The organism is Cellulosimicrobium cellulans (genome assembly GCF_016921195.1).
Classification (GTDB): domain Bacteria; phylum Actinomycetota; class Actinomycetes; order Actinomycetales; family Cellulomonadaceae; genus Cellulosimicrobium; species Cellulosimicrobium cellulans_F.
Genome location: NZ_JAFGYF010000002.1, coordinates 89,848 through 115,108 on the forward strand (window position 1 = coordinate 89,848; position 25,261 = coordinate 115,108).

General features: G+C 74.2%; 22 protein-coding genes. 14 read left to right on the forward strand and 8 right to left on the reverse strand.

Features of this window, described 5'->3' with window-relative positions:
* The first annotated feature begins 62 nt into the window (after positions 1-62).
* Positions 63-1,274 (forward strand): glycogen synthase, encoded by a 1,212-nt coding sequence (gene glgA, locus JN535_RS05375; protein WP_205203388.1) that lies wholly within the window; start codon positions 63-65, stop codon positions 1,272-1,274.
* A gap of 195 nt (positions 1,275-1,469) precedes the next feature.
* Here the strand turns inward: glgA and JN535_RS05380 are convergent, their stop codons facing one another.
* On the reverse strand, positions 1,470-2,294 hold the full coding sequence (locus JN535_RS05380; RefSeq protein ID WP_307868258.1) for a hypothetical protein: 825 nt from the start codon (positions 2,292-2,294) through the stop codon (positions 1,470-1,472).
* Positions 2,295-2,321: 27 nt separating this feature from the next.
* On the opposite strand from JN535_RS05380, the gene JN535_RS05385 reads away from it, so the two are divergent.
* The 6 genes from JN535_RS05385 to JN535_RS05410 all read left to right on the forward strand — a co-directional run bounded on the left by JN535_RS05385 (position 2,322) and on the right by JN535_RS05410 (position 10,001).
* Complete coding sequence (locus JN535_RS05385) at positions 2,322-3,110, forward strand: ABC transporter ATP-binding protein (RefSeq protein ID WP_205203391.1); 789 nt, start codon at positions 2,322-2,324, stop codon at positions 3,108-3,110.
* A gap of 79 nt (positions 3,111-3,189) precedes the next feature.
* Entirely contained in the window at positions 3,190-3,660 is a 471-nt protein-coding gene (locus tag JN535_RS05390; protein WP_307868259.1) for an NfeD family protein, read from the forward strand.
* A gap of 65 nt (positions 3,661-3,725) precedes the next feature.
* The gene (locus JN535_RS05395; RefSeq protein WP_205203393.1) at positions 3,726-5,039 is read left to right on the forward strand and encodes an SPFH domain-containing protein; all 1,314 of its coding nucleotides are present in this window, start codon (positions 3,726-3,728) and stop codon (positions 5,037-5,039) included.
* 217 nt (positions 5,040-5,256) lie between these two features.
* Positions 5,257-6,024: a TetR/AcrR family transcriptional regulator gene (locus JN535_RS20610; RefSeq protein ID WP_307868260.1), complete on the forward strand. Its 768-nt coding sequence runs from the start codon at positions 5,257-5,259 to the stop codon at positions 6,022-6,024.
* Between the two features lie 123 nt (positions 6,025-6,147).
* On the forward strand, positions 6,148-7,881 hold the full coding sequence (locus tag JN535_RS05405) for an ABC transporter ATP-binding protein (protein ID WP_205203395.1): 1,734 nt from the start codon (positions 6,148-6,150) through the stop codon (positions 7,879-7,881).
* The gene (locus JN535_RS05410; protein ID WP_205203397.1) at positions 7,878-10,001 is read left to right on the forward strand and encodes an ABC transporter ATP-binding protein; all 2,124 of its coding nucleotides are present in this window, start codon (positions 7,878-7,880) and stop codon (positions 9,999-10,001) included. The genes JN535_RS05405 and JN535_RS05410 overlap by 4 nt, the downstream gene beginning before the upstream one ends.
* A gap of 212 nt (positions 10,002-10,213) precedes the next feature.
* Here JN535_RS05410 and JN535_RS05415 read toward each other — a convergent pair whose 3' ends face one another.
* The 3 genes from JN535_RS05415 to JN535_RS05425 all read right to left on the reverse strand — a co-directional run bounded on the left by JN535_RS05415 (position 10,214) and on the right by JN535_RS05425 (position 13,773).
* A complete protein-coding gene (locus JN535_RS05415) occupies positions 10,214-13,039 on the reverse strand; it encodes a cation-translocating P-type ATPase (protein WP_205203400.1) in 2,826 nt (941 codons plus the stop codon).
* A gap of 72 nt (positions 13,040-13,111) precedes the next feature.
* A complete protein-coding gene (locus JN535_RS05420) occupies positions 13,112-13,525 on the reverse strand; it encodes a type II toxin-antitoxin system VapC family toxin (protein WP_205203403.1) in 414 nt (137 codons plus the stop codon).
* A complete protein-coding gene (locus JN535_RS05425) occupies positions 13,522-13,773 on the reverse strand; it encodes a type II toxin-antitoxin system Phd/YefM family antitoxin (RefSeq protein ID WP_205203405.1) in 252 nt (83 codons plus the stop codon). Before JN535_RS05425 ends, JN535_RS05420 begins: the two co-directional genes overlap by 4 nt.
* A gap of 90 nt (positions 13,774-13,863) precedes the next feature.
* Between JN535_RS05425 and JN535_RS05430 the strand changes: the two genes are divergently transcribed.
* From JN535_RS05430 to JN535_RS05440, 3 genes are all read left to right on the forward strand, one after another.
* Positions 13,864-14,745 carry a TrmH family RNA methyltransferase gene (locus JN535_RS05430; RefSeq protein WP_205203407.1) on the forward strand — a complete coding sequence of 294 codons (882 nt, stop codon included), beginning with the start codon at positions 13,864-13,866 and terminating at the stop codon, positions 14,743-14,745.
* 228 nt (positions 14,746-14,973) lie between these two features.
* A complete protein-coding gene (locus JN535_RS05435; protein WP_205203410.1) occupies positions 14,974-16,314 on the forward strand; it encodes a UvrD-helicase domain-containing protein in 1,341 nt (446 codons plus the stop codon).
* Positions 16,223-17,002, forward strand: a complete 780-nt coding sequence (locus JN535_RS05440) for an ATP-binding domain-containing protein (protein WP_205203419.1) — start codon at positions 16,223-16,225, stop codon at positions 17,000-17,002. The genes JN535_RS05435 and JN535_RS05440 overlap by 92 nt, the downstream gene beginning before the upstream one ends.
* Before the next feature lie 9 nt (positions 17,003-17,011).
* Here JN535_RS05440 and JN535_RS05445 read toward each other — a convergent pair whose 3' ends face one another.
* From JN535_RS05445 to JN535_RS05460, 4 genes are all read right to left on the reverse strand, one after another.
* The gene (locus JN535_RS05445; protein ID WP_205203421.1) at positions 17,012-17,716 is read right to left on the reverse strand and encodes an esterase/lipase family protein; all 705 of its coding nucleotides are present in this window, start codon (positions 17,714-17,716) and stop codon (positions 17,012-17,014) included.
* A complete protein-coding gene (locus JN535_RS05450; RefSeq protein WP_205203423.1) occupies positions 17,713-18,525 on the reverse strand; it encodes an alpha/beta fold hydrolase in 813 nt (270 codons plus the stop codon). The genes JN535_RS05445 and JN535_RS05450 overlap by 4 nt, the downstream gene beginning before the upstream one ends.
* A 122-nt stretch (positions 18,526-18,647) precedes the next feature.
* Positions 18,648-19,097, reverse strand: a complete 450-nt coding sequence (locus JN535_RS05455; protein ID WP_205203426.1) for an SRPBCC family protein — start codon at positions 19,095-19,097, stop codon at positions 18,648-18,650.
* Between the two features lie 82 nt (positions 19,098-19,179).
* Positions 19,180-19,812, reverse strand: a complete 633-nt coding sequence (locus JN535_RS05460; RefSeq protein WP_205203428.1) for a nucleotidyltransferase family protein — start codon at positions 19,810-19,812, stop codon at positions 19,180-19,182.
* A 130-nt stretch (positions 19,813-19,942) separates the two neighbouring features.
* On the opposite strand from JN535_RS05460, the gene JN535_RS05465 reads away from it, so the two are divergent.
* The 4 genes from JN535_RS05465 (at position 19,943) to JN535_RS05480 (ending at position 25,200) form a co-directional block, all read left to right on the forward strand.
* A complete protein-coding gene (locus tag JN535_RS05465) occupies positions 19,943-20,827 on the forward strand; it encodes an endonuclease/exonuclease/phosphatase family protein (RefSeq protein WP_205203438.1) in 885 nt (294 codons plus the stop codon).
* Positions 20,828-20,909: 82 nt separating this feature from the next.
* A complete protein-coding gene (locus tag JN535_RS05470) occupies positions 20,910-21,770 on the forward strand; it encodes an ABC transporter ATP-binding protein (protein ID WP_205203440.1) in 861 nt (286 codons plus the stop codon).
* Positions 21,771-21,917: 147 nt separating this feature from the next.
* On the forward strand, positions 21,918-22,916 hold the full coding sequence (locus JN535_RS05475) for an ABC transporter substrate-binding protein (RefSeq protein WP_205203442.1): 999 nt from the start codon (positions 21,918-21,920) through the stop codon (positions 22,914-22,916).
* A 211-nt stretch (positions 22,917-23,127) separates the two neighbouring features.
* Positions 23,128-25,200 (forward strand): iron ABC transporter permease, encoded by a 2,073-nt coding sequence (locus JN535_RS05480; RefSeq protein WP_374100485.1) that lies wholly within the window; start codon positions 23,128-23,130, stop codon positions 25,198-25,200.
* The last annotated feature ends 61 nt before the right edge of the window (positions 25,201-25,261 follow it).

The window sequence follows — 25,261 nt, forward strand, 5'->3', positions numbered from 1 at the left end:
GCCCGGCTCGCGCCGGCGGTCATCGGGGGACCGTGGCGGGCGACTCGGCTACCGTGTGGCGCGTGAGAGTGGACCTGCTGACCCGTGAGTACCCGCCGCACGTCTACGGCGGCGCCGGCGTGCACGTCGCCGAGCTGTCCGCGGTCCTGCGCCGCCACGTCGACGTACGCGTGCGCTGCTTCGACGGCCCGCGCGGCGAGGACGGCGTGACGGGCTACTCGGTCCCGGGCGTCCTCTCGGGAGCGAACGCCGCGCTCGGCACGTTCGGCGTCGACCTGCAGATGGCCGACGACGTCGCGGGCGCCGACCTCGTCCACTCCCACACCTGGTACGCCAACCTCGGCGGCCACCTGGCCGGACTGCTGCACGGCGTCCCGCACGTGCTGTCGGCGCACTCGCTCGAACCGCTGCGCCCGTGGAAGGCCGAGCAGCTCGGCGGCGGGTACGCGCTGTCGTCGTGGGCCGAGCGCACCGCGTACGAGGGCGCGGCCGGGATCATCGCGGTGTCCGGTGGGATGCGCGACGACATCCTGCGGGTCTACCCGCAGGTCGACCCGGCGAAGGTGCACGTGGTGCACAACGGGATCGACCTGGAGGGGTGGCGGCGTCCGGAGTCGGAGACGCAGCGCGGCGGCGCCGACGGGGTCGTCCGCGGCCTCGGGATCGATCCCGACCGTCCGACCGTCGTGTTCGTCGGCCGGATCACGCGCCAGAAGGGCCTGCCCTACCTCCTGCGCGCCGCGCGCTCCCTGCCCGACGACGTCCAGCTCGTGCTGTGCGCCGGCGCGCCCGACACCCCGGAGATCGCCGCCGAGGTGAGCGGCGCCGTCGCCGAGCTCCAGGCCGAGCGCAGCGGCGTCGTCTGGATCGAGCAGATGCTCCCGCGCGCCGAGCTCGTCGCCGTGCTCGCCGCGTCCACCGTGTTCGTGTGCCCGTCGGTGTACGAGCCGCTGGGCATCGTCAACCTCGAGGCGATGGCCGTCGGCCTGCCCGTCGTCGGGACCGCGACCGGCGGCATCCCCGAGGTCGTGGACGACGGCGTCACCGGCCTCCTCGTGCCGATCGACCAGGCGGACGACGGCACGGGCACCCCGCTCGACCCCGACCGGTTCGTCGCGGACCTCGCGGCCGCCCTCACGCAGCTCGTGAGCGACCCCGAGCGCGCCGCGGAGATGGGCCGCGCCGCGCGGCAGCGGGTCGAGGACCACTTCGCGTGGGACGCGATCGGCGACCGCACGCTCGAGGTCTACCGGACGGTGCTGGAGCAGTCGTGACCGCCGCGGGGCCAGCCCGGGTCGACGAGGCGTCGCGCCTCGTCGCCGCCGCGACGTCTACCGGGCCCTCGTCCTTCGGGACGCGCTCGTCGCCTGGCTCCCGCCCGACGGCACGACCGGTCGCTCCGAGCGGTTCGACCTGCGCCCCGGCGGCGGCTACCGATCACCGGTCGACCTCCCGGGTGGCAGGACTGGTCAGGACGGGGCGATCCAGAGCGTCGCGGCGCCGACGGCGTGGCGGGAGGCGCGGTCGACCTCGCGCAGGGCGGTCGAGCGCTGGTCGGCCTGCCAGAGGTTGACGGACCCGCCGTCGTCGGCGGTCGCGAGGTCGACGATGGCGCGCAGCCGCACCGCCTGCGTCAGCACCTGGACGGCGCGCGGCGGCACGGACGCGGGGAGCTGCCAGGCGGGTGCTCCGCCCGAGCGGAGGTCCGCGATGGCCCCGGCGGCGTCGTCGCGCCAGCGCGCGACGTCGAGCTCGTCGAGGGCGCGCGTCGCGAGGAGCAGCGCGGTGCGCAGGTCGCGCTCGGCCTCCGCGAGCGACCCGACCGCGCCGAGCGCACGCGTGCTCCAGGGCCCTACCGAGGTCACGTGCCACGTGACGAGGTGGCCCGGCTCGAGGTCGCTCCCGAACTCCATGACCTCCGGTACGAGCGCCCACGACCCGGACGACGTCGTGACGACGACGCACTCGCCCGCGTCGGTCGCGCGCGCCGCGGCCTCGGGCGGGACGCCGGCGACGTCGCCGGGGACCGGGGCGAGCGCGACGACTTCACGCACGTCGCCGGCCCACGCACCGGCCAGGTCCTCCAGGCGGAGGTCGCCCAGCGCACCGGACACGACGTGCGGCTCGTCGTCGCGCTGCACCGCCCGGAGCAGGCGGGCCAGACCGTCGTCGTCGGCCAGGCGCGCGGCGCGCAGCCAGAGCGCGAGGAGCGCGCTGCGGGGGAGGGCGCCGGCGCTCGAGGCGGAGCCGGGGCCGGAGGCGCTGTGCGAGCCCTCGGGCGAGTGTGAGACCACGACGGCCAACCTATAGGGTCGGTGACCATGAGCGCGGTTCTCGACCTGAAGGGCGTCACCGTCCGACGTCACCCCAAGACCATCCTCGACGCGGTGGACTGGCAGGTGAACGAGGGCGAGCGGTGGGTCGTGCTGGGCCGCAACGGCGCCGGCAAGACGACGCTGCTGCAGGTCGCGTCCGCGCGGATGCACCCCACGGCGGGCACCGCGGACATCCTGGGCGAGCGGCTGGGCCGCGTCGACGTCTTCGAGCTCCGGCCGCGCATCGGGCTCGCGTCCGCGGCGCTCGCCGAGCAGATCCCGGGCGACGAGACGGTGCGCGACGTCGTCCTCACGGCCGCCTACGGCGTCACGGGACGCTGGCGCGAGGAGTACGAGGAGTTCGACGCGGAGCGCGCGCGCGACCTGCTCGCCGCGTTCGGCGTCGACCACCTGGCGGACCGCCTGTTCGGCACCCTCTCGGAGGGCGAGCGCAAGCGCACCCAGATCGCGCGCTCCCTCATGACGGACCCGGAGCTCCTGCTCCTCGACGAGCCGGCCGCCGGACTGGACCTCGGTGGACGCGAGGAGCTCGTCGGTGCGCTGTCCGAGCTCGCGGGCGACCCGGCGTCCCCCGTGCTCGTGCTCGTCACCCACCACGTCGAGGAGATCCCGCCGGGGTTCACGCACCTGCTGCTGCTCAAGGACGGGGTGGTGCACAGTGCCGGGCCGGTCGAGGAGGTCCTCACGGCCGAGAACCTCAGCGACGCGTTCGGCATGCCGCTCCTCGTCGCGCACGGCGGTGGGCGCTGGATGGCGCGCGCCGCGCGCGTGTGACGCACCCGACCTCGAGCCGGTCCGCCGACAGGCGTGCACCGCGGGCGGAAATTCGGTAAAGTACACGTAAAGCGCGCACGTGGGATCGGGGGTCGAGATGGACTGGCTGTGGTGGGTCGGAGCGGCGCTGCTCCTCGGTCTCGTGGAGATCATCTCGCTCGACCTCGTGCTCATCATGCTGGCCGGCGGCTCGCTCGCCGCGGCGGGCGTGAACGCGGCCGGAGGGCCGCTCTGGCTCCAGATCGTCACGTTCGCGGTCGTGAGCGTCATCCTGCTCCTCACGCTGCGGCCGTGGCTCCTGCGGCACCTGCGCTCGCGGGTCCCGCTCACCGAGACGAACGTCGCGGCCCACGTCGGGCGGACGGCGCTCGCCGTGGACCGCGTGAGCGAGTTCGGGGGCCGCGTGAAGCTCGTCGGCGAGGTCTGGACCGCCCGGACCGAGCCCGACGCTCCCCAGATCCCCGTGGGGACGGAGGTGCGCGTCGTGCGGATCGACGGCGCGACCGCCGTCGTCGCGCCGCTGCCCGCGCAGCACCCGACCGGGTCGTGACCGACCGGCACGACCCGCACCGCGCCGCCGGGCGACCGGTCGCGCCGACGACCAGGAGGTAGTCGATGAACGACCCCAGTCCCGGAACGATCCTCGCGTACATCGTCCTCGCGCTGATCCTGATCTTCGTGGTGGTCGCGCTCGTCAAGGCGGTGCGCATCGTGCCGCAGGCGGTCGCGATCATCGTCGAGCGCCTGGGCCGGTACTCGCGCACGCTCGAGCCGGGCCTGCACCTGCTGGTGCCGTTCATCGACCGCGTCCGCGCGTCGGTCGACCTGCGCGAGCAGGTCGTCTCGTTCCCGCCGCAACCGGTGATCACGTCGGACAACCTCGTCGTCAGCATCGACACGGTGATCTACTTCCAGGTCACGGAGCCCAAGTCGGCGGTCTACGAGATCGCGAACTACATCACGGCGATCGAGCAGCTCACCGTCACGACGCTTCGTAACGTCATCGGCTCGATGGACCTCGAGCAGACGCTCACGAGCCGCGACCAGATCAACGGCCAGCTCCGCGGCGTCCTCGACGAGGCGACCGGTCGCTGGGGCATCCGCGTCAACCGGGTGGAGCTCAAGTCGATCGACCCGCCGCCCAGCGTGCAGGGCTCGATGGAGCAGCAGATGCGCGCCGAGCGTGACCGCCGTGCGGCCATCCTCACCGCGGAGGGCGTCAAGCAGTCGCAGATCCTCACGGCCGAGGGTGAGAAGCAGGCCGCGATCCTCCGGGCTGAGGGTGACGCACAGTCGAAGATCCTCACGGCGGAGGGCGAGGCGCGCGCGATCCTCCAGGTGTTCGACGCCATCCACGAGGGCGACGCCGACCCGAAGCTGCTCGCGTACCAGTACCTGCAGATGCTCCCGCAGATCGCGAACGGCAGCGCCAGCAAGCTGTGGGTCGTGCCGACGGAGTTCACCGCCGCGCTCGGGTCCATCGCCAAGGGGTTCGGCGGCGTGCCGGGGATCGACGGCGGGGGAGTGCCGGGCGCGACGCCCGCCCAGGACGCGGAGGCGGCCGAGGCGAGCGCCGAGGCGCGGCGCGAGCGTGAGCGCGACCGTGTGAAGTTCGGCGTGCCGTCGCTCACCGACCCGTCGGAGGCGCTGGCCGAGGCGCGGCGGCAGGCCGAGGCGGCCACCGCGGACGCGACGAGCGCGGGGACGCGCTCGGGCCTTCCCTTCGATCCGCAGACCGAGCGCGGCCAGCACCCCGGCGGCGCCGGCGAGCACCGCGCAGGACCTCCGGAGCCAGGCGCGGCCACGCCGCGTCCGCTGGGCGGCCCGTCGCAGTACGCGCCGCCCCCGCAGCCGATCGTGGAGGACGTCCCGGCGACGGACGAGCCGCCCGCCGACGAGCCGCCGCCGTCGTTCCCGCCGCAGCGCTGACACGGGCGGCCGGCACCGCCCGCTCGGCGCCACCGCGCTGGCGCCTACGTCGTCATCACGGTGCGCGCCCTCGCGTCCGATGCCCGACCGCCTCCGCAGAGCCCCGCCCCGTCCCGGGAGCGGGGCTCTCGCGCGTCATGGATCGGGCGTCCCGGGTTCGTTCGCCGTGAGCGGACCGCCTATGCGAGTGAGTGCTCACTCATTTAGCATCGAGGTCGTGACCCCGGTCTCCGTCCCGCCCGACGCGCCGCCCGACGCCGCCTCCGGCGCGCCCGCTTCCGAACGCACACGCGCGCGCCCCTTGTCGCGCGAGGAACGTCGCGACGCGATCGCCGCCGCGACGATCCCTCTGCTCGTCGAGCACGGCGCGGCCGTGACGACTCGCCAGATCGCCGATGCCGCGGGCGTCGCGGAGGGCACGCTGTTCCGCGCGTTCGCGGACAAGGACGAGATCCTGCACGCCGCCGTCGTGCGCTCGCTCGACCCTGCGCCTGCGGTCGCGGCGATCGGCCTGCTCCCGGACGACGACGGGCTGCGCCCGCTCGTGGTGAGCATCGTCGAGTTCCTGCTCGAGGCGCAGCGGGTCGGGATGCGGATCTTCGCCGCAGCGCACCAGGTGCTCGATCCGCACCGCCACACCGGCGGGCGGGGTCCGGGTCCGCACGACGTGGGACCCGACCGCGCGGCGGGCGACGGCGCCGAGACCGTGCGTCGGATGCGGGCCGGCCCGGACGCACGCCGGACGGGCCTCGACGCGCGCGAGCGCTCCGCGCGCGAGATCGTCGGCGCGATCGAGCGCAAGCTCACCGCGCACGGCGAGGAGCTGCGCGTGGAGCCCGGACTCGCGGCCCGCGCCGTCTTCTCGCTCGTCTTCGGAAACGCCTTGCCGCACCTCGCGGGCGGTGACAGGCTCGACGCCGTGCAGCTCGCCGACCTGATCCTGGGCGGCATCGGAGCGGACGTCACGACCGACCCCTCGCCCTGACGGGCCCCCACCACGTCCCGCGGCAGCCCTCGCCCGGCTCCGTCCCCGGGTCGAGCCCTGCCCTACCCGGAGCGTCCACGGCCCGACCGCCCGACCCACAGCCCCCACCCGGACAGGAACCCCATGCTCGTCAGCCTCTTGCGGACGCGGTTGCGTCCCTACCTGACACCGATCCTCATCCTTCTCGTGCTCCAGCTCCTCGCGACGCTCGCGTCGCTGTATCTGCCGAGCCTCAACGCCGACATCATCGACCAGGGCGTCACGCAGGGCGACACCGCCTACATCATGCGCACGGGCGGGCTCATGCTCCTCGTGAGCCTCGGGCAGGTCGTGTGCGCGGTCGCCGCCGTCTACTTCGGCGCGCGGGTCGCCATGTCGTTCGGCCGCGACGTCCGCGCCGGGCTGTTCACCAACGTGCAGCGCTTCTCGGCGCAGGAGATGGGCCAGTTCGGCGCGCCGTCCCTCATCACGCGCACGACGAACGACGTGCAGCAGGTGCAGATGCTCGTGCTGCTGTCGCTGACCATCATGGTCATGGCGCCGATCATGCTCGTCGGCGGCGTGGTGATGGCGCTCCAGGAGAACGTCGAGCTCTCCGCCCTGCTGCTCGTCATCGTCCCGGTGCTCGGCGTGAGCGTCGGGCTCATCATCTGGCGGATGGTCCCGTACTTCCGGCAGATGCAGAAGAAGATCGACGGCATCAACGCCGTCCTGCGCGAGCAGATCACCGGCATCCGCGTCATCCGGGCCTTCGTGCGCGAGCGCCGCGAGGCCGAGCGGTTCGACGTCGCGAACGACGCGCTGTTCGACGTCTCGCTCAAGGCGGGCAAGCTCATGGCGCTCATGTTCCCGACCGTGATGCTCGTCATGAACGCGTCGAGCATCGCGGTGCTCTGGTTCGGCGGGCGTCAGATCGACGCGGGCGACATGGAGGTCGGCGCGCTCACGGCGTTCCTGTCCTACCTCATGTACATCCTCATGGCCGTGATGATGTCGACGATGATGTTCATGATGGTGCCGCGCGCCGCGGTCTCCGCCGAGCGCATCACGGACGTCCTGCGCACGTCCGCCACGGTCGTCGAGCCGGAGCGGCCCGTGGCGCTCACCTCGCGCACCGGGCGCGTCGAGCTCGACGGCGTCGAGTTCCGTTACCCGGGCGCCGAGGACCCGGTGCTCCACGACGTGTCGTTCGTGGCCGAGCCCGGGCGGACGACGGCGATCATCGGCTCGACCGGCGCCGGCAAGACGACGCTGCTCAACCTGGTGCCGCGGCTGTTCGACGTCACGGGCGGGTCCGTGCGCATCGACGGGACCGACGTGCGCGACCTCACGGGCGCGGACCTCGGCTCGCTCCTGGGCCTCGTGCCCCAGAAGGCGTACCTGTTCTCGGGGACCGTCGCGGACAACCTGCGCTACGGCCGGCCCGACGCGACCGAGGAGCAGATGTGGGAGGCGCTCGACGTCGCGCAGGCGCGCGACTTCGTCGAGGCGCTCGACGGCGGGCTCGACGCGCCCGTCGCGCAGGGCGGGACGAACTTCTCCGGCGGCCAGCGGCAGCGGCTCGCCATCGCCCGGGCGATCGTCCGCGACCCCGCGGTCTACCTGTTCGACGACTCGTTCTCCGCGCTCGACTACGCGACCGACGCGCGCCTGCGCGCGGCGCTCGCGCCCCGCACCCGGCACTCCACGGTGATCGTCGTCGCGCAGCGCGTCGCGACGATCCGCGGGGCCGACCAGATCCTCGTGCTCGACCACGGCCGCATCGTCGGTCGCGGCACGCACGCCGAGCTCCTCGAGTCCAACGAGACCTACCAGGAGATCGTCTACTCCCAGCTCTCGATCGAGGAGGCAGCATGAGCGGCGAGCAGGACGCCCCGCGCACGCCCGCGCCGTCGGGCCCGGTCGGCCCCGCAGCCGATTCCGCACCCGGCGCCGGCGCGCCCGTCGCGAAGAGCGACGTGGCGTCGACGCGCCTGGCCGGCCGGCCCCGTGGCGGTGGCCCCGGCCCCATGGGCGGCATGGGCGTGCCCGGCGAGAAGGCGCTCGACTTCAAGGGCTCGCTGCGCCGGTTCGCCGCGTCGCTGCGGCCCGAGCGGGTGCCGATCGTCGCCGTCGTGATCCTCGGCGTGGTGTCCGTGGCGCTCGCGGTCGCCGGCCCCAAGCTCCTGGGCAACGCGACGAACATCATCTTCGCGGGCGTGGTCGGCTCGCAGCTCCCGGCGGGTGTCACGCAGGCGCAGGCCGTCGACGCGCTCCGGGCGCAGGGCCAGGACCAGATCGCGGACCTCGTCTCGGGTGTCCCCGGCCTGGTCCCGGGCGAGGGCATCGACTTCACGGCGCTCGCGACCGTGCTCGCGTGGGTGCTCGCGGTCTACGTCGGCTCGTTCCTGTTCGGGTGGCTGCAGGGGCGTATCACGGCGATCGTCGTGCAGCGCACCGTCTACCGGCTGCGCGGTGAGGTGCAGGCCAAGCTCGGGCGCCTCCCGCTGTCGTACTTCGACCGCAACCAGCGCGGCGAGATCCTCTCGCGCGTGACGAACGACATCGACAACATCTCCCAGACGCTCACCCAGACGCTCTCCCAGCTCGTGACGTCGGTGCTCACCGTCGTCGGCGTGCTCGGGGTCATGTTCTGGATCTCGCCGCTGCTCGCGGTCGTCGCGCTCGTGACGGTGCCGCTGTCCGTGCTCGTCACGGCGCAGATCGCCAAGCGCTCCCAGCCGCAGTTCATCCAGCAGTGGGCGGCCACGGGACGCCTCAACGCCCACATCGAGGAGATGTACACCGGGCATACGCTGGTCAAGGTCTACGGCCACCAGCAGGCCGCGATCGACGACTTCGAGCGCGAGAACGCGGCCCTGTACGACGCGAGCTTCAAGGCGCAGTTCATCTCCGGCACCATCCAGCCGGCGATGGGCTTCATCGCGAACCTCAACTACGTGATCGTCGCGGTCGTCGGCGGTCTGCGCGTGGCGTCGGGCACCATGACGCTCGGCGACGTGCAGGCGTTCATCCAGTACTCGCGCCAGTTCACGCAGCCCATCACGCAGATCGCCTCGATGATGAACCTGCTCCAGTCGGGCGTCGCGTCGGCCGAGCGCGTCTACGACCTGCTCGACGCCGAGGAGCAGACGCCCGACCCGTCGCCCGCCGCGACGGTCGAGCCCGTGCGCGGGCGCGTCGCGTTCGAGGACGTCTCGTTCTCCTACAGCCCCGACACCCCGCTCATCGAGCACCTCGACCTCGTCGTCGAGCCCGGCCAGACGATCGCGATCGTCGGGCCGACGGGCGCGGGCAAGACCACGCTCGTCAACCTGCTCATGCGGTTCTACGACGTCGACTCGGGCCGGATCACGCTCGACGGCGTGGACACGCGCGACATGACGCGCGACGACCTGCGCTCCGACATCGGGATGGTCCTGCAGGACACGTGGCTGTTCCAGGGCACGATCGAGGAGAACCTGCGCTACGGCGTGCGCGACGGGCGCGACGTGGGCGAGGAGGAGTTCCTGGCGGCGACGCGCGCGACCCACGTCGACCCGTTCGTGCGCACCCTGCCCGACGGGTACGCGACCGTGATCGACGACGAGGGTTCGAGCGTGAGCGCGGGGGAGAAGCAGCTCCTCACGATCGCGCGCGCGTTCCTCGCCGACCCGGCGATCCTCGTGCTCGACGAGGCGACGAGCTCGGTCGACACGCGTACCGAGGTGCTGGTCCAGCAGGCGATGAACGCGCTGCGCGAGGGGCGCACGTCGTTCGTCATCGCGCACCGCCTGTCGACGATCCGCGACGCCGACACGATCCTCGTCATGGAGCACGGCTCGATCGTCGAGCAGGGCTCGCACGACGAGCTGCTCGCGGCGGGAGGCGCGTACGCGCGGCTGTACGAGAGCCAGTTCGCGGCACCCGTCGGTGCCGAGGCGCAGGACCCGGTGGACGCCGCCGCGGCGCCTGCGGAGCGGCCGGTGGGCCGCTGACACGGCTCGGCCTGCGCCGGTCCACCGAGGGTGGACCGGCGCGGGCGAGCTGGGTGGTCGTCGTCAGCCGCAGGTGCAGCGTCGCTCGGGCGGCACCTCGGCCATGACCTCGTCGGCGTGCATGCCGCAGCCGGTCCAGGTCTCTTGCCGCACGTGCGGCACGGTGCGGGACTGCACATGGTGTCTCTCCTCGGGTGCTGGCTGCTCGGGCGTCAGGCGCCGTGGCGCTCGACCAGGGCGGGCACGTGGTCTCGCGCCGTCCAGCGCCGCCCGACCCATTTGATCACCTCGACGAGCAGGAAGACGACGAGCGCGAGCCCGAACGTCTTGCCCCACTCCGCCAGGGCGATGGGCGCCGAGTCGAACCAGGAGTGCATGAACGGCGTGTAGACGAACACGGCCTGCAGCGCGAGGAGCGTGACGGCCGAGACCCAGATGACGCGGTTGCCGCGCAGCACGTCGAGCGTGAGGCTCGACCGGTCGAGGAAACGGCAGTTGAACAGGTAGGCGAGCTGGCCGAGAGCGAGCATCGTCACAGCGGTCGTCTGCGCCTCGGCGAGCGGGACGCCCTGCGCCCGCTCGACGTAGAACAGCAGGATGGTCGCGCCGCCGATGAGGAGCGAGACGAGCAGGATGCGGCGCACGTACGCGCCGTCGAGGATCGACGCCCGGGGGTCGCGCGGGGCGCGGCGCATGACGTCGGGCTCCGCCTTCTCGTACGCGAGCGCGAGGGACAGCGTGACGGCGGTGATCATGTTGATCCACAGCACCTGGACCGGTTGGAGCGGCAGCGTCAGGCCGAACAGGACCGCGACGAGGATGACGAGCGACTGCGCGCCGTTGGTCGGCAGGAGAAAGAGCACGGACTTGCGGATGTTGTCGTAGATCCGCCGTCCCTCCTTCACGGCCCGCTCGATGGTCGCGAAGTTGTCGTCCGCGAGCACGACCTCCGCGGCCTCCTTGGTCGCCTCCGTGCCCTTGATGCCCATCGCGACGCCGACGTCCGCCTGGGTGAGGGCCGGGGCGTCGTTCACGCCGTCGCCCGTCATGGCGACGACCTCGCCGTGCGACTGCAGGGCGGAGACGATCCGGATCTTGTGCTCGGGGCTCGTGCGCGCGTACACGTCGACGTCGCGCACCACCTGGCGCAGCCGCTCCGTGCTCATCTCCTCGAGCTCAGGGCCGGTGAGCACGGCGGGCGTGACGTTCCCGCCGGTCCCGCCGTGGGGGTCCACGATGCCCATCTCGCGGCCGATCGCGAGCGCCGTGCCCGCGTGGTCGCCCGTGATCATCTTGACGCGGATGCCCGCGTCGCGGCACTCGGCGATGGCCTCGATCGCCTCGGGCCGCGGTGGGTCGACGATGCCGACGAGCCCGCACAGCTCGAGCCCGTCCGCGACGTCGTCGACGTCGAGGTCGTCCGTGCCCGCGGCCGCGGTCCGCCGGGCGGCCGCGAGCACGCGCAGCCCCCGCCCGCCGAGCGCGTCGATCTGCGCGTCCCAGAACGCGCGGTCGAGCGGCTCGGTGCGGCCGTCGTCGCCCACTTGGGTCGCGCAGCGGTCGAGCACGCGGTCCGGTGCGCCCTTGACGTGCACGTGCAGGCCGCCGTCGGGGTCGGCGTCGAGCGTCGCCATGAACTTGTTCTCGGACTCGAACGGCACGACGGCGACGCGCCGCCACCCCGTCGGGTCGACGCCGGCCTTCATACCGAGCGTGCGCAGCGCGCCCTCGGTCGGCTCTCCCACGAGCCGCCAGCCGTCGGCGTCCGACTCGTCGGGCACGATCCGCGCGTCGTTGCAGAGCATCATGACGGTCGCCAGGGCTGCGAGGTCCTGGTCGTCGCCGAGGTCCGCGTGCCGCTCGCCGGCCTCGTCGAGCGTGACGTCGCCGACCGGGGCGTACCCCGCGCCCCCGACCGCGAACGTGCGTCCGCTCGTGCGGACCGTGCGCGCCGTCATCTCGTTCTTGGTGAGCGTGCCCGTCTTGTCCGAGCAGATCGTCGTGACGGACCCGAGCGTCTCGACCGCGGGCAGCTTGCGCGTGATCGCGCGGCGGCGGGCCATCTGCTGCACGCCGAGCGCGAGCGTGATCGTCACGAGCGCGGGCAGGCCCTCCGGCACCGCGGCGACCGCGAAGCCGATCGACGCCGAGATCAGCTCCGGGACGGTGAAGTCGTGGAAGACGCGGCCGATGATCACCATGACCACGGCCATCGCGAGGATGAGCACCGCGAGCAGCTTGCCGAACCGGTCGAGCTGGCGCGTGAGCGGCGTCGCGAGGCTGCGGACCTCGGAGATCATGGTCTGGATCCGGCCGATCTCGGTCGCCGTGCCCGTCGCGGTGACGACCCCGACCCCCTGGCCCGCCGCCACGAGCGTGCTCGAGAAGAGCATGCTCGACCGGTCGCCCACGCCGGCGTCCACGGCGACGGCGTCGACCCTCTTGGCCGCCGCGACGGACTCGCCCGTGAGCGCCGACTCCTCGACGCGCAGGTTCGTCGCCTGGATCAGCCGCACGTCCGCGGGGACGCGGTCGCCCGAGCGCACCCGGACGACGTCGCCCGGCACGACGTCGTCGGCGTCCACGCGCGCCCACGCGCCGTCGCGCCGCACCTCGGCGTTGACCGAGAGCATGTTGCGGATGCCCTCCAGGGCGCTCTCCGCGCGACCCTCCTGGACGAAGCCGATCGCCGCGTTGACGACGGCGACCGCGAGGATCACCGTGAAGTCGACCCAGTCGCCGAGGATCGCCTTGAGCACGGCCGAGACGAGCAGGATGTAGATGAGGATGTCGTCGAAGTGGACGAGGATCCGCTTCCACAGCGGGTCACGCTGCGGCGGGGGCAGCCGGTTGGGCCCCACTTCCGCGAGCCGTGCCGCGGCGTCGGCGTTCGAGAGCCCGCCCGCGTCCGAGCCCAGCTCGGCGAGGACGTCGTCGGGCGGGCGCGACCACGGCACGTCGAGCGGGCGCCCGGCGGTGCCTACGGAGGTCGACGAGGCCGTCGTGGGGGTCGATGCAGCGTCCGGCGCGGATCCCATGACCCTATTCGACTCCCGATGCCCGGATCGCGCGAGAGACGAAGGACCGTGAGCCGCGCCACGCACTCCCGGTCAGTGTGACGAGAACGGGTTCACGACGGGAGCGCCGCTGTCGACGAAGTCCTTGGTGTTCCGCGTCGCCACCGTGAGCCCATGGGCGAGCGCGGTCGCCGCGAGCAGCGAGTCGACGACGGGTAGCGGGCGTGCCGCGTGCACGGCAGGCCATCGCTGCGCGATCTCGAGCGTCACGGGGAGGATGCGGTCCCCGTACGTCTCCTCGAGACCATGGACCCACGTCTCGAGTGCGGCTGCCCGCGCGGCATCGCGGGGGACGAGGCGCTGGACACCTGTGCGGATCTCGCCGATGGTCAGCACCGAGAGGTAGATCTGATGGGTCCGGAGCCCGCGGAGCCAGGCGACGACGTGCTCGTCCGCGCGGGGTCGTACGAGCTCGGAGACGACGTTCGTGTCGAGCAGGTACCTCACGCGTCGATCCCGAGATCGAGCTCACGCAGCGGAGTCCGGTCACGGACGATCTCGAGGTCGTCCGTCGTGGGCGCCTTGAGGAGGTAATCGGCGAGTTCCACGCGGACCCCGGCGAGTTCGTGGTAGAGGTCGATTCCGACGACGACGGCGATTTCCTTTCCGTGCCGTGTGATGACCTGCGGGCCGTTCTCGGCCTCTCGCAAGACTTCGCTGAGGCGTTGCTTCGCGTCTTGCACCTGCCAGCTCATGTGAACCTCCACATCGTGTCCCGTCTGGACAGTCTAGACGGGACGTCTCGGCGGAGCCACGGCCCGTTGCGGTGCTGGAAGAATCGACGCGTGAGCGACGCCAGCACCCGGGCCGACCTGCGGGTCGTGCACGTCACCGACCCCGCCGACGACCGCCTCGCGGACTACAACCGACTGACCGACGTGGCGTTGCGGTCCAAGCACGAGCCCGAGAAGGGCCTCTACATCGCGGAGAGCTCAACCGTCATCCGGCGTGCGCTCGCCGCGGGGCACCGGCCGCGGTCGTTCCTCATGGCCGAGCGCTGGCTCGACGACCTCGCCGACGCCATCGTGGCACTGCCCATCGACGACGCGCCCGGCGGCACGGGCGAGCAGGTGCCGGTCTACGTCGGCGCCCCCGACGTGCTCGAGGCGATCACCGGGTTCCACCTGCACCGCGGGGCGCTCGCGGCGATGCACCGCCCGCCCCTCGCGAGCGTGCACGACCTTCTCTCGGCGGCCCGCGGTGGCACCGGCGCACGCCGTGTCGCGGTGCTGGAGGACATCGTCGACCACACCAACGTCGGCGCGATCTTCCGCTCCGCCGCCGCGCTGGGCGTGGACGCCGTGCTCGTCTCGCCGCGCTGCGCGGACCCGCTCTACCGCCGCTCGGTGCGCGTGAGCATGGGCACGGTGTTCCAGGTGCCGTGGACGCGGTTCGCCACGTGGCCGGGTGGGCTGGACGCGCTGCGCGAGGAGGGCTTCGTCGTCGCCGCGCTCGCGCTCGCCGACGACGCCGTGAGCCTCGACGACGTGGTCGCCGACCCGCCCGAGCGGCTCGCGCTCGTGCTCGGCACCGAGGGCGACGGTCTGTCGCACGGGGCGATCGAGGCGGCCGACCGGGTCGTGACGATCCCCATGGCCGGGGGAGTGGACTCGCTCAACGTCGCCGCGGCGTCGGCGGTCGCCTTCTGGGCGACGCGCGTGCCCTGAACCGGACCGACCCCTCGCGGAGAACACTGGCCCGTCGACGGGAACAATCGAGCGGGACGGCGCGTTGGCCCCGTGTCCGTACGTCGTACGAGAAGAGGTTCCGTGCCGGTCCAGCCCTCCCCGTCCCTGCCTGACACCGATCACCGTGATCACCGTGATCACCGTGATCACCCCGATCCCGCGAAGCACGCCGTCGCGGAGGAGCAGCAGCATCTCGACGCCGCGCTCGTGCGACGCACCCAGCTCCTCGCGGAGCTCGACGCGCAGCTCGCCGTGCCGACCGACCCGGACGGTCCCGGCGCCGAGGACGTCGTCGAGCGCTCCCGGCGCGCGGGGCTGCGCCGTCGGCGCGCCGAGCTCGAGCGTGCGGAGAGCGGGCTCGTGTTCGGCCGCGTCGACACGGTCGAGGGCGTGACGCGCCACATCGGGCGGGTGGGCATCGCCGCGTCCGACGACGACGCGGACCCGCTCGTGCTCGACTGGCGTGCCGACGGCGCCCGCGCCTTCTACACCGCGACGGCGCGCGAGCCGCAGGGCCTCGCGCGGCGCCGGCACGTACGGACGGCGGGGGACCTGGTCACCGGCGTGGACGACGAGCCGCTCGACGGCTCGGCGACCGGGCCGGAGGGCGAGGGCGGCCTCGTCGGCGAGGGTGCGCTGCTCGCCGCGCTGTCGGAGCGCCGGACCGGCCGCATGGGCACCGCGGTCGCGACCCTCCAGGTCGAGCAGGACGCGATCGTGCGCGCCCCGGCCGAGCAGACGCTCGTCGTGCAGGGCGGCCCGGGGACGGGCAAGACCGTCGTCGCGCTGCACCGCGTCGCGTACCTGCTGTTCACCCACCCGCACCTGGCCCAGCGCGGCGTGCTCCTGCTCGGACCGTCGACGCGCTTCCTCGAGTACGTGGCCCAGGTGCTGCCCGCGCTCGGCGAGACGGCCGTCGTGTCGGCCACGTGCGACACGCTCGTCCCCGGCGTCGTGCCGGAGCGTGACGAGCCGCGGGACGTGGCCGAGCTCAAGGGCCGCGCGCTGTGGCAGGACGTCGTCGCCCGGTACGTCGACTCCCTCGTCCCGGACGCGCGGGCGCTGACGGTGCGGCTCGACGGCGAACCGCTCACGCTCGGGACGGACCGGGTCGCCCAGGACCTGCGGGCCGCCCGGGCGGGCGGCCGCAGCATGCTGGCCGCGCGGCGCCGGGCCGTGGACCTGCTGCTCGACGCGCTCGTCGACGAGGCCGCGGCCCGTTACGCCGAGATGCTCGAACGCGTCGAGGAGGGGTTCGAGGACGTGCTCGGGCGAGCTGACCGACGACGATCTCGAGCGGCTCCGCGGCGAGCTCGCGCGCGAGGCGGGGTTCACGGCCGCCGTCGACGCCTGGTGGCCGGTCGCGGACGCGCGCACGGCGCTCGCGGACCTGCTGGGCGACGCCGCGCTGCTCGCACGCCACGCGCCCGAGCTCTCGGCCTCGGAGGTCCGCCGGGTGACGGGCGAGCCCGCCGCGCTCGCGCCGAGCGACGTCCCGCTCCTCGACGCGCTCGCCGACGCGCTGGGGGCTCCGGACGCCCTCGGTGAGCAGGGCGAGTTCCTCGCGCAGCGCGCGGCGACTCGCCGCGACTGGGTCTACGGGCACGTCGTGGTCGACGAGGCGCAGGAGCTCTCACCCATGCAGTGGCACATGGTGCTGCGCCGCTGCCCGACCCGGTCGGTGACCGCCGTCGGGGACGTCGACCAGACCGAGGCGCCGCACCGCCACACCGACTGGGCGGACGTCGTCGGCCCGGTCTTCGGCGAACGCTGGCACCGCGCGGACCTGACGATCTGCTACCGCACGCCGCGCGAGGTCATGGAGGTCGTCGGGCCGGTGCTGCGCGCGGCGGGCAGCCGCAACGCGCCGCCCCGCGCCGTGCGCGAGACCGGCGTGACGCCGCGCGACGTCGTCCTGCCCGCCGGAACCCGGGACGCGGCGCTGGGCGCGGCGGTGGCCGCGGAGGTCGCGCGCCTCGCCGAGCGGTACGACGGCGGTTCCGTCGGCGTCGTCGCGCCGCGCGACCGGCTGGAGCGCCTGGGGGCCACCGTGAGCGGGGTCCCCGTCCTCAGCACCTCGGAAGCGAAGGGGCTGGAGTGGGACGCGGTGGTCGTCGTCGACCCGGACGGCATCGCGGCGGAGCCGCGCGGGTGGAACGGGCTGTACGTCGCGATGACCCGGTGCACGCAGGAGCTCGCGCGCGTCGCCGTCGACGCGGCGACCGGCGCCGTCTGACGCCCGTGCTCAGCCGCGGGAGGTCGAATCGGCGAATCGGTCGACCTCCCGCACCACGACCTCGACGAGGGACGGGTCGCCGAGCGGGAGGAAGTGGCCCGCGAGGGGCAGCTCGACGTTCCGCCCGCCCTCGAGTCGGCCCGTCTCGGGGATGTGCGGGTCGAAGCGCGGGTAGACGGCCGTGATCCGGGCGTCGACGCCGCGCTCGGCGGCGAGCGCGAGCAGCGCCGCGTCCCGCGGCGAGAACGCGCGCAGCGTGCGGCCCAGGAGGTAGCGCGCGTAGCTCGAGCCGCTGAACGGTGTCGCGACGGCGACCATGCCGGCCACGCGCGACCCGGCGGACGACAGCATGACGCGCTTGCCGACGAGTCCGCCCTTGCTGTGCGCGACGAGGACGACGTCGTGCAGGTCCGCCTCCGCGAGGAAGGCCGCGGTGCGGTCGGCCGCCTCGGCGAAGGGCCGCCGGTTGTAGCCGAGGCCCGGCACCGCGTGCACCGGGTGCCCGGCCCGCGCGAGCGCTGTCGCCACCGGCGCGAGCAGCTGCCACGTCTCGTAGACGCCGGGCAGCAGCACGACGGGGTCGCGGCCGCCCGGCCCGCGCGGGACGGGTCGCCGCGCCCTCACCACTCCCGCGACCTGACGCGCCGCGACGTACGCGTAGTCCGCCACGCGGTCGCGCAGCCGCAGCGTCCCCGCCCACCGTGGCGCCCTCACGCGAGCCCGCCCGCGTCGAGGACGGTCGCGACGACGCCCTCCGGGTCGGCGTCCATCGCATGGTGCCGGCCGCGGACCTCCCGGGGCGTGCCGTGCGGTGCGGCGGCGGCGAGCTCACGGACCCACGCGCGCGGCGCGACGGGGTCGTGCGCTCCGCGCAGCACGACGACGCGGCCCGGCACGCGCGGCAGCACCTCCTCGAGGCGGTGCGCGAGCATGGTCCGCACCTGGCGCGCGTAGTACGGGAGCGAGCTCCGCAGCACGTAGTCGACGGCGAGCGTCGCGAGCGCGCGCGGCCGTTCGCCGAGCGCGTCGTGCGCGAGCCGCAGCGCCTGGCGGGGCGCGGAGCGGGCGCGCCGGTCCGCCGTCGGGCCGATCAGCACGCCGGCGGGCGCCTCGCGCGGGTGGTCGGCCATGGCCTGTCCCACGACCTGGGCGCCCATCGAGTGGCCGACGAGCACGACCGGGGGAGGCGGGCCGGCCGAGGAGTCGAGGACGTGGCGGCGCACGTAGTCCGCGACGACGGCGGCGTGCTCCTCGATCGGCACGTTCCGCCGCGCGCGGGGCGCGGCGCCGAACCCGGGGAGGTCGATCGCGTGCACGGCGACGGCCGGCCCTGCGCCGGGGCGCAGCAGCGCCGTCCGCACCGGGTCGAACGCGCGGGACGACGACCCGACGCCGTGCACGAGCACCACGGCGAGCCCCGGCACCTCTGCGCCCGACACGTGCGCGACGGCCGTGAGGTCGCCGGCCGGGAAGCGCACGTCGACGGTGTCCGGTCCCGAGCGGTCGGGGGCGTCCGCGGTCATCGCACCAGGATGGCGTGCGGGGTCCGCCTCGCGCGCGACGGGCGGCGCCGGACGTGACGGAGCGGGCCCGGCGACCCGGACCCGCTCCGTCGCGTCGCCGGCGGCCGGCGGGCGTCGAGGCGTCAGCTGACGTCTCCGCGCCAGGCGCCCGTCTCGGTCCCGCGGGACTCGATGAACTCCTTGAACCGCGCGAGGTCGCCCTTGACACGGCGCTCGTCGAGGTGGAGGGCGTCGCCGACCTTCTCCACGACGCCCTCGGGCGACCAGTCGAGCTGGACGGTCACGCGGGTCTGCGTGTCGTTCAGCCGGTGGAACGTGACGACGCCCGCGTGGTCCGGACCGGAGGTGCTGTTCCACGCGACGCGCTCGTCCGGGTGCTGCTCGGTGATCTCCGCGTCGAACTCGCGCTCGACGCCACCGATCTTCGTCCTCCAGTGCGTGTGCGTCGCGTCGAGCTGACGGATCTCCTCCACGCCCTCCATGAAGCGCGGGAACTCCTCGAACTGCGTCCACTGGTCGTAGGCCGTGCGGACGGGGACGTCGACGTCGATCGACTGGGTGACCGTGCTCATCGGTGTGACCTCCTGGGGTAGCGGGCGGTACCTCTTCACCCTGACCGGGGTCACGTTCGCTCGCGCGTCGAACGCGCCCCGCTCAGTCCAGGGCGTTCGACGGGTCCCCGGACGCCGGTTCCGCCGACGCGCGGCGCCCGCCGAGCGAGTCGTCCTCCATCTGCTCCGCGTCCACGACCCCGAGCTCGTCGAGGAGGAAGAGGAACGCGCGCGCGTACGGGTTGTCGTCGACCCGTACCCGGACCTCGGGCCAGTCGATCTGCTCGCGCATCGCGCGCGCGACCGGCAGCAGCCGCGAGAAGTCGCAGTAGTGCTCGCCGACGACGCGCAGCTTGGACGTCATGATCTCGGTCGCCGACAGCACGGGCATGCGGACCGCGAGCACCTCGAGCTCGTCGGTGCGGGCGAGCAGGTCGTCGTCGATCGGCTCGCCGACCATCCGGTAGAGGACGTCGATGAGCTCGCCGCCGTGGTACGCCTTGAAGAGCCAGTTCTCCGTGGGCTCCGTGATCTCGAGCCCGGCCGCCCGCAGCACCTCGCGCGCGCGGTCGACGTCGACCTCGCGGATCGCGAAGTCGGCGTCGTGGCTCGGCTCCGGGGCGCCCCGCGCCCACGCGGCGTACCCGCCGACGAGAGCGTGCGGGATCTCGGCCTCGGCGAGCGCCGCGGCGGTCATGCGGAGGCCGTCGTGCAGCGCGTCCCTGTCGTCCACCATGCCCAGGGTCTACACCACCCCCGGTGCGCTGGCACGTCACGCGGGTCTCCGGGGCGCGCCACACGGGGCGCGCTCCCGGGCCGCACCCGAGCGCGTGCGACCCGGCGCCGCCGTGCCCAGAATCGGGAGGGTGCGCCTCGCGACGTTCAACATCCTGCACGGGCGGTCGCTCGTCGACGACCGGGTCGACGTCGACCGCTTCGCCGGCGCCGTCCGCGACCTCGACGCGGACGTGCTCGCGCTCCAGGAGGTGGACCGGGACCAGCCGCGCTCGCACCGCGCCGACCTCACGGCGGTCGCGGCGGAGGCCGCGGGCGCCGTCGCGCACCGGTTCGTCGCGACGCTCGTCGGTGAGCCCGGCGTGTGGACAGCGCCGACGGGGGAGCACCAGCCGGGCCGGGCGGCCTACGGGATCGCGGTCGTGAGCCGGTTCCCCGTCACGGCGTGGCGCACGGTCCTGCTGCCCCCGCCGCGCACCCGCGTCCCGGTCCGGTTCCCCGGCAGCCGCCTGCCGACGCTCGTGCGTGACGAGCCGCGCGCGGCGCTCGTGGCGCGCGTCGAGGCCCCCGGCGGTCCGCTGACCGTCGCGTGCACGCACCTGACCTTCGTGCCCGGGCGCAACCTCACCCAGCTGGTGCGGCTCACCCGGTCGCTCGCCGCGGAGGCCCCCGACGGCGAGCCGGTCGTGCTCCTGGGCGACCTCAACATCGACGCCCCGCAGGCGGCCCGCACGAGCGGGTGGCGACCGCTGGCCTCGGCCGCGACGTTCCCGGTCGGCGAGCCCGCACGCCAGCTCGACCACGTGCTCGCCCACGGCGCGGTGCGCGCGACGGAGTCCGGCCTCGCGGTCGACACAGGCCTGTCCGACCACCGCGCGCTCGTCGTCCGCGTCGCCCTGGGTGGGGAGCACCACGTGTCCCCGACCCGCGCCCACGCGGCCGACGAGGACCACGCGCCGCCGACGGCCGGCGCGGCAGAGCCGCGCCGCCGCGCCGCACGGACCGTCTTGGACTGACGACGCCGCGTCGCTCGTGAACCGCGTCACACGAGCCGCAGGGGCTGGTTCCGACCCGGCGGCATAGATTAGCCTCACCTATGTGAGTGCACCCTCAGTTGCCCCGAGCCCGGCCGGAGCGCCCGGCGCCCCGGCGCTCGCCGGGCACGACCTGCGGCTGTCCTACGACGCGCGGACCGTCGTCCACGGCGCCGCGCTCGAGCTCGCCTCGGGCGCCGTCACGGCGTTGATCGGGCCGAACGGCTCGGGCAAGTCGACGCTCCTGCGCTCGCTCGCGCGCCTGCACCGACCCGACGCCGGGACGGTCGCGCTCGACGACGCGCCCGACGCGCTCGCCCTGCACCCCAAGGACTTCGCCCGGCGGGTGACGCTCCTGTCGCAGAGCCGGCCCACGCCGTCGGGCGTGAGCGTGCGCGACGTCGTCGCCTACGGGCGCCACCCCTACCGCGGCCGGTTCCGCTCGAACGACCCCGACGGCCCGCGCGCGATCGCGCACGCCATGGACGTCACGGGCATCGCGGCGATGGCCGACCGGGGCGTCGACGAGCTGTCCGGCGGCGAGCTCCAGCGCGTGTGGCTCGCGACGTGCCTCGCGCAGGACACGCAGGTGCTCCTGCTCGACGAGCCGACGACCTACCTCGACCTGCGCTACCAGGTCGAGCTGCTCGACCTGGTCCGCGACCTGGCGAGCGAGCACGGCGTGGCCGTGGGCGTCGTCCTGCACGACCTCAACCAGGCGGCGGCCGTCGCCGACCACGTCGTCCTGCTCCACTCGGGCGTCGTCCGCGCCACGGGGCCCGCCGAGGCGGTCCTGACGTCCGAGCTCCTCACCGAGGTGTACGGCATCCACGTCGACGTCTACACCCACCCCCTCACGGGGCGCACGTGCTGCGAGCCGCTCGGGCGGCACGCCGCGCGCCTCGACGCGGCCGTCCTCGTCTGACCTGCACCACCTTCCGACCGCCGCACCTGCGCCTCCTCGTCCCGCTCCGCACCGACCCACCACCCGGCCCGCCGTCCCGGCCCGCCGCGAGCCGCCACCGGCCCGCGCCGTCGGACGCGGCCCGGGCACCGACCCCGAAGGACACCCATGCGCTCGACCACCCGTTCCCTCGCCGCGGGCGCCCTCGCGCTCGCCACGGCGCTCGCGCTCACCGCGTGCGGCACGACCGAGGACCCCGCGGCCGACGACGCCGCCGACGCGACGACCGACGCGGCGTCCGGCCCCGTCACCGTCACCGACGAGCGCGGCGAGGTCACCCTCGACGCCCCGGCGACCGACATCGTCTCGCTCGAGTGGGGCCTCACGGAGAACCTCGTCGCGCTGGGCGTCGAGCCCGTCGGTCAGGCCGACGTCGAGGGCTACAACACGTGGGACACGGTCGCGCCGATCGACGCGAGCACGCCCGACGTCGGCACGCGCGGCGAGCCCAGCCTCGACGCGATCTCCGCGCTCGAGCCGGACCTCGTCGTCACGACGACGGACCTGCCCGAGAACGTCATCGCCCAGATCGAGGAGGTCGCGCCGGTGCTCACGCTGCGCGGTTCCGACGGCGAGGACCCGATCGGCTACATGCGCTCCACGGTCGAGACGCTCGGCACCGTGACGGGCCGCGAGGACGAGGCCGCCGCGGCGCTGGAGACCTACGACGCGAAGATCGCCGAGGCCGCCGCGGCGCTCGAGGAGGCCGGGGTCGGCGGCGTCGACTTCGTCATGGCCGACGGCTGGATCACGAACGGCGCCGTCTCGATCCGCATGTACACGCCGGGCTCGTTCTTCGGCGCGATCGGCGAGGAGCTCGGGCTCGTCAACGCGTGGACCGAGGGCGGAGACCCGGACTACGGCCTCGCGCAGACCGACGTCGAGGGCCTGACCCAGCTCGGCGACGTGCAGTTCCTCTACGTCGCGAGCGAGTCCGAGGCCAACCCGTTCGAGGAGGGCCTGGCCGGCAACGCCGTGTGGGAGCAGCTCCCGTTCGTCACGGCCGGGAACGTGCACCGTCTGCCCGACGGCATCTGGATGTTCGGCGGCCCGTTGTCCGCGGCGGCCTACGCCGACGCGGTCGTGGACGCGCTGACGGCCGCCTGAGACCGGTCCGCACCACCACCGGGCGCGGGCGCGCCCGGACGACGAGAAGGCTGACGAGGACCACCGTGCTGACGAGGACACCGTGACGCGCCGCGAGCAGCGCACGACGGCGGAGCCGGACACCCTCCTCCTGGAGGACCCGGCTCCGGCCGTCGTCCCGGGCACCGACGGGACCGCCGACGGCGGTGGCGCGAGCAGCGGCCCCGACCCGGTGACGACCGTGCCCCGCCCGAGGACGTCGCGCCTGGGGATCGCGGGGGCTTTCGTCGTGGCGGTCGTGGTCGCGGCGGTGCTCGCCGCCGTGCACCTCACGCAGGGCACGGCGGACGTCGGTCCGCTCGACCTGCTGCGCCTGGCGACCGGGGGCGACGGTGTCGACCAGACGGTCGCCGTCCTCGTCGCCTCGCGCGTGCCACGGCTCCTCGCAGGCCTGCTGCTGGGCGTCGCGCTCGGCGTCGCCGGGGCCGTGCTCCAGTCGGTCGCGCGCAACCCGCTCGCGTCCCCGGACACGCTCGCGGTCAACGCGGGCGCGTACCTCACGGTCGTCGTGGTCGCCGCGTTCGGCATCTCGATCCCGTTCTACCTCCAGGGCGGACTGGCGTTCCTCGGCGGGCTCGCCGCGGCCGGGCTCGTGCTCGTCCTCGCGCGCGGCGGAGCCGACGGGCCGACCCGGCTCGTGCTCGCCGGGTCGGCGATCATGCTCGCGCTGCACTCCCTGACGATGGTCCTCCTCGTGCTGTTCGAGCAGGAGACGATGGGCCTGTTCGCGTGGGGGAGCGGGTCGATCGTCCAGTCGGGCACGCGCACGGTCTCGATGGCGACGCCCGTCGTCGTGGTCGGCGTCCTCGCCGCGCTCCTCCTCTCGCGCCGCCTCGACCTCCTCGGTCTCGGGGACGACGCCGCGACCGTCCTTGGCGTCGACGTGCGCCGCACGCGCGTGCTGTCCGTCCTCGTCGCGGTCCTCCTCGCCTCGATCGCGGTCACGGTCGCGGGCCCGGTCGGGTTCGTCGGCCTCGCCGCACCCGTCGTGGCACGGCTCGTCGCGCGCCGCGTGCCCGGTCTCGGACGCCACGTGCTGCTCCTGCCGTTCGCGGCGGTCGTCGGCGTGGTCGTCGTCCTCGGCGCCGACGTCCTGCTCCGCCTGCTGCTGCCGGGCACGCTGTCCATCGCCGTGCCGACCGGCATCGTGACGACCGTCCTCGGCGCGGTCCTGCTCATCTGGCTCGCGCGGCGCCTGCGCGACTCCGGGCCGGCGTCGTCGCGCGGCGCGCACGGCTCCCTGTCCCGCCCGCGCTCGCGGCGGGCGGTGCTCGGGGTCGTCGTCGTCCTGTCGCTCGCCGTCGCCGCGGCGGCGGTCGCGGGCCTGCTGCTCGGCGACCGGGTCGTGCTGCTGGGCGACGTCGCCAACTGGTGGAACGGCCTCTCCGGGCGACACCTGACGTTCGTGCTCGACCAGCGCTTCCCGCGCGTCCTCGCCGCCCTGCTCGCCGGCGCCGCGCTCGCGCTCGCCGGGACGATCGTGCAGGCCGTGTGCCGCAACCCGCTCGCGGAACCCAGCCTGCTCGGCGTGACGTCGGGTGCCGGGCTCGGGGCCGTGACGATGATCCTCCTCGTCCCCGGCGTCGGGATCTGGCCCATGTCCGCCGCGGCGGCGCTCGGGGCGTTCGCCGTCTTCGGCCTCGTCTACGGTCTCTCCTACCGCGGCGGGCTCAGCTCGGACCGGCTCGTGCTCATCGGCATCGGCGCCCAGGCCGGCGTGATGGCGCTCATCACGCTCCTCGTGGTCGTCGTCGCGCCGTGGGACGTGAACCTCGCGCTCACGTGGCTCTCCGGCTCCACGTACGGGCGCACGCTCGAGCAGCTCGTCCCCGTCGCGCTCGCGCTGCTCGTGCTCACACCCTTCACCGCCGTCCACCGCCGCGACCTCGACGTGCTGGCGCTCGACGACGACACCCCGCGCGTCCTCGGCGTCGCGCTCGACCGCACGCGCCTGCTGCTGCTCGCGGCCGCCGCGCTGCTCACGGCCGCCGCCGTGTGCGCCATCGGGGCGCTCGCGTTCGTGGGGCTCGTGGCGCCGCACGCCGCGCGGGCGCTGGTCGGTGCGCGGCACGGCCGGGTCGTCCCCGTCGCGATGCTGCTCGGCGCGCTCCTGGTGTCCGTCGCGGACACGTTCGGCCGCGTCGTCATCGCGCCGGAGCAGATCCCCGCGGGTCTCGGCACGGCCCTCCTGGGCGCGCCGTACTTCGTCTACCTGCTGTGGCGCAGCCGCGGCCGGGGAGCGTGACGCGTCTCACGGTGCCGGAGCCGGGTCCGCGTCCTGGACGGGTTGACCCCGGCGAGGGTGC

Bases quoted from the DNA above. Each gene is read 5' to 3' on its own strand.
- JN535_RS05455 (WP_205203426.1), bottom strand. From the start codon at position 19,097: ATGAGCACGGTCACCCAGTCGATCGACGTCGACGTCCCCGTCCGCACG.
- JN535_RS05405 (WP_205203395.1), top strand. From the start codon at position 6,148: ATGCTCGTCAGCCTCTTGCGGACGCGGTTGCGTCCCTACCTGACACCG.
- JN535_RS05460 (WP_205203428.1), bottom strand. From the start codon at position 19,812: ATGGTGGACGACAGGGACGCGCTGCACGACGGCCTCCGCATGACCGCC.
- JN535_RS05450 (WP_205203423.1), bottom strand. From the start codon at position 18,525: ATGACCGCGGACGCCCCCGACCGCTCGGGACCGGACACCGTCGACGTG.
- JN535_RS05395 (WP_205203393.1), top strand. From the start codon at position 3,726: ATGAACGACCCCAGTCCCGGAACGATCCTCGCGTACATCGTCCTCGCG.
- JN535_RS05475 (WP_205203442.1), top strand. From the start codon at position 21,918: ATGCGCTCGACCACCCGTTCCCTCGCCGCGGGCGCCCTCGCGCTCGCC.
- JN535_RS05410 (WP_205203397.1), top strand. From the start codon at position 7,878: ATGAGCGGCGAGCAGGACGCCCCGCGCACGCCCGCGCCGTCGGGCCCG.
- JN535_RS05425 (WP_205203405.1), bottom strand. From the start codon at position 13,773: ATGAGCTGGCAGGTGCAAGACGCGAAGCAACGCCTCAGCGAAGTCTTG.
- JN535_RS05385 (WP_205203391.1), top strand. From the start codon at position 2,322: ATGAGCGCGGTTCTCGACCTGAAGGGCGTCACCGTCCGACGTCACCCC.
- JN535_RS05415 (WP_205203400.1), bottom strand. From the start codon at position 13,039: ATGGGATCCGCGCCGGACGCTGCATCGACCCCCACGACGGCCTCGTCG.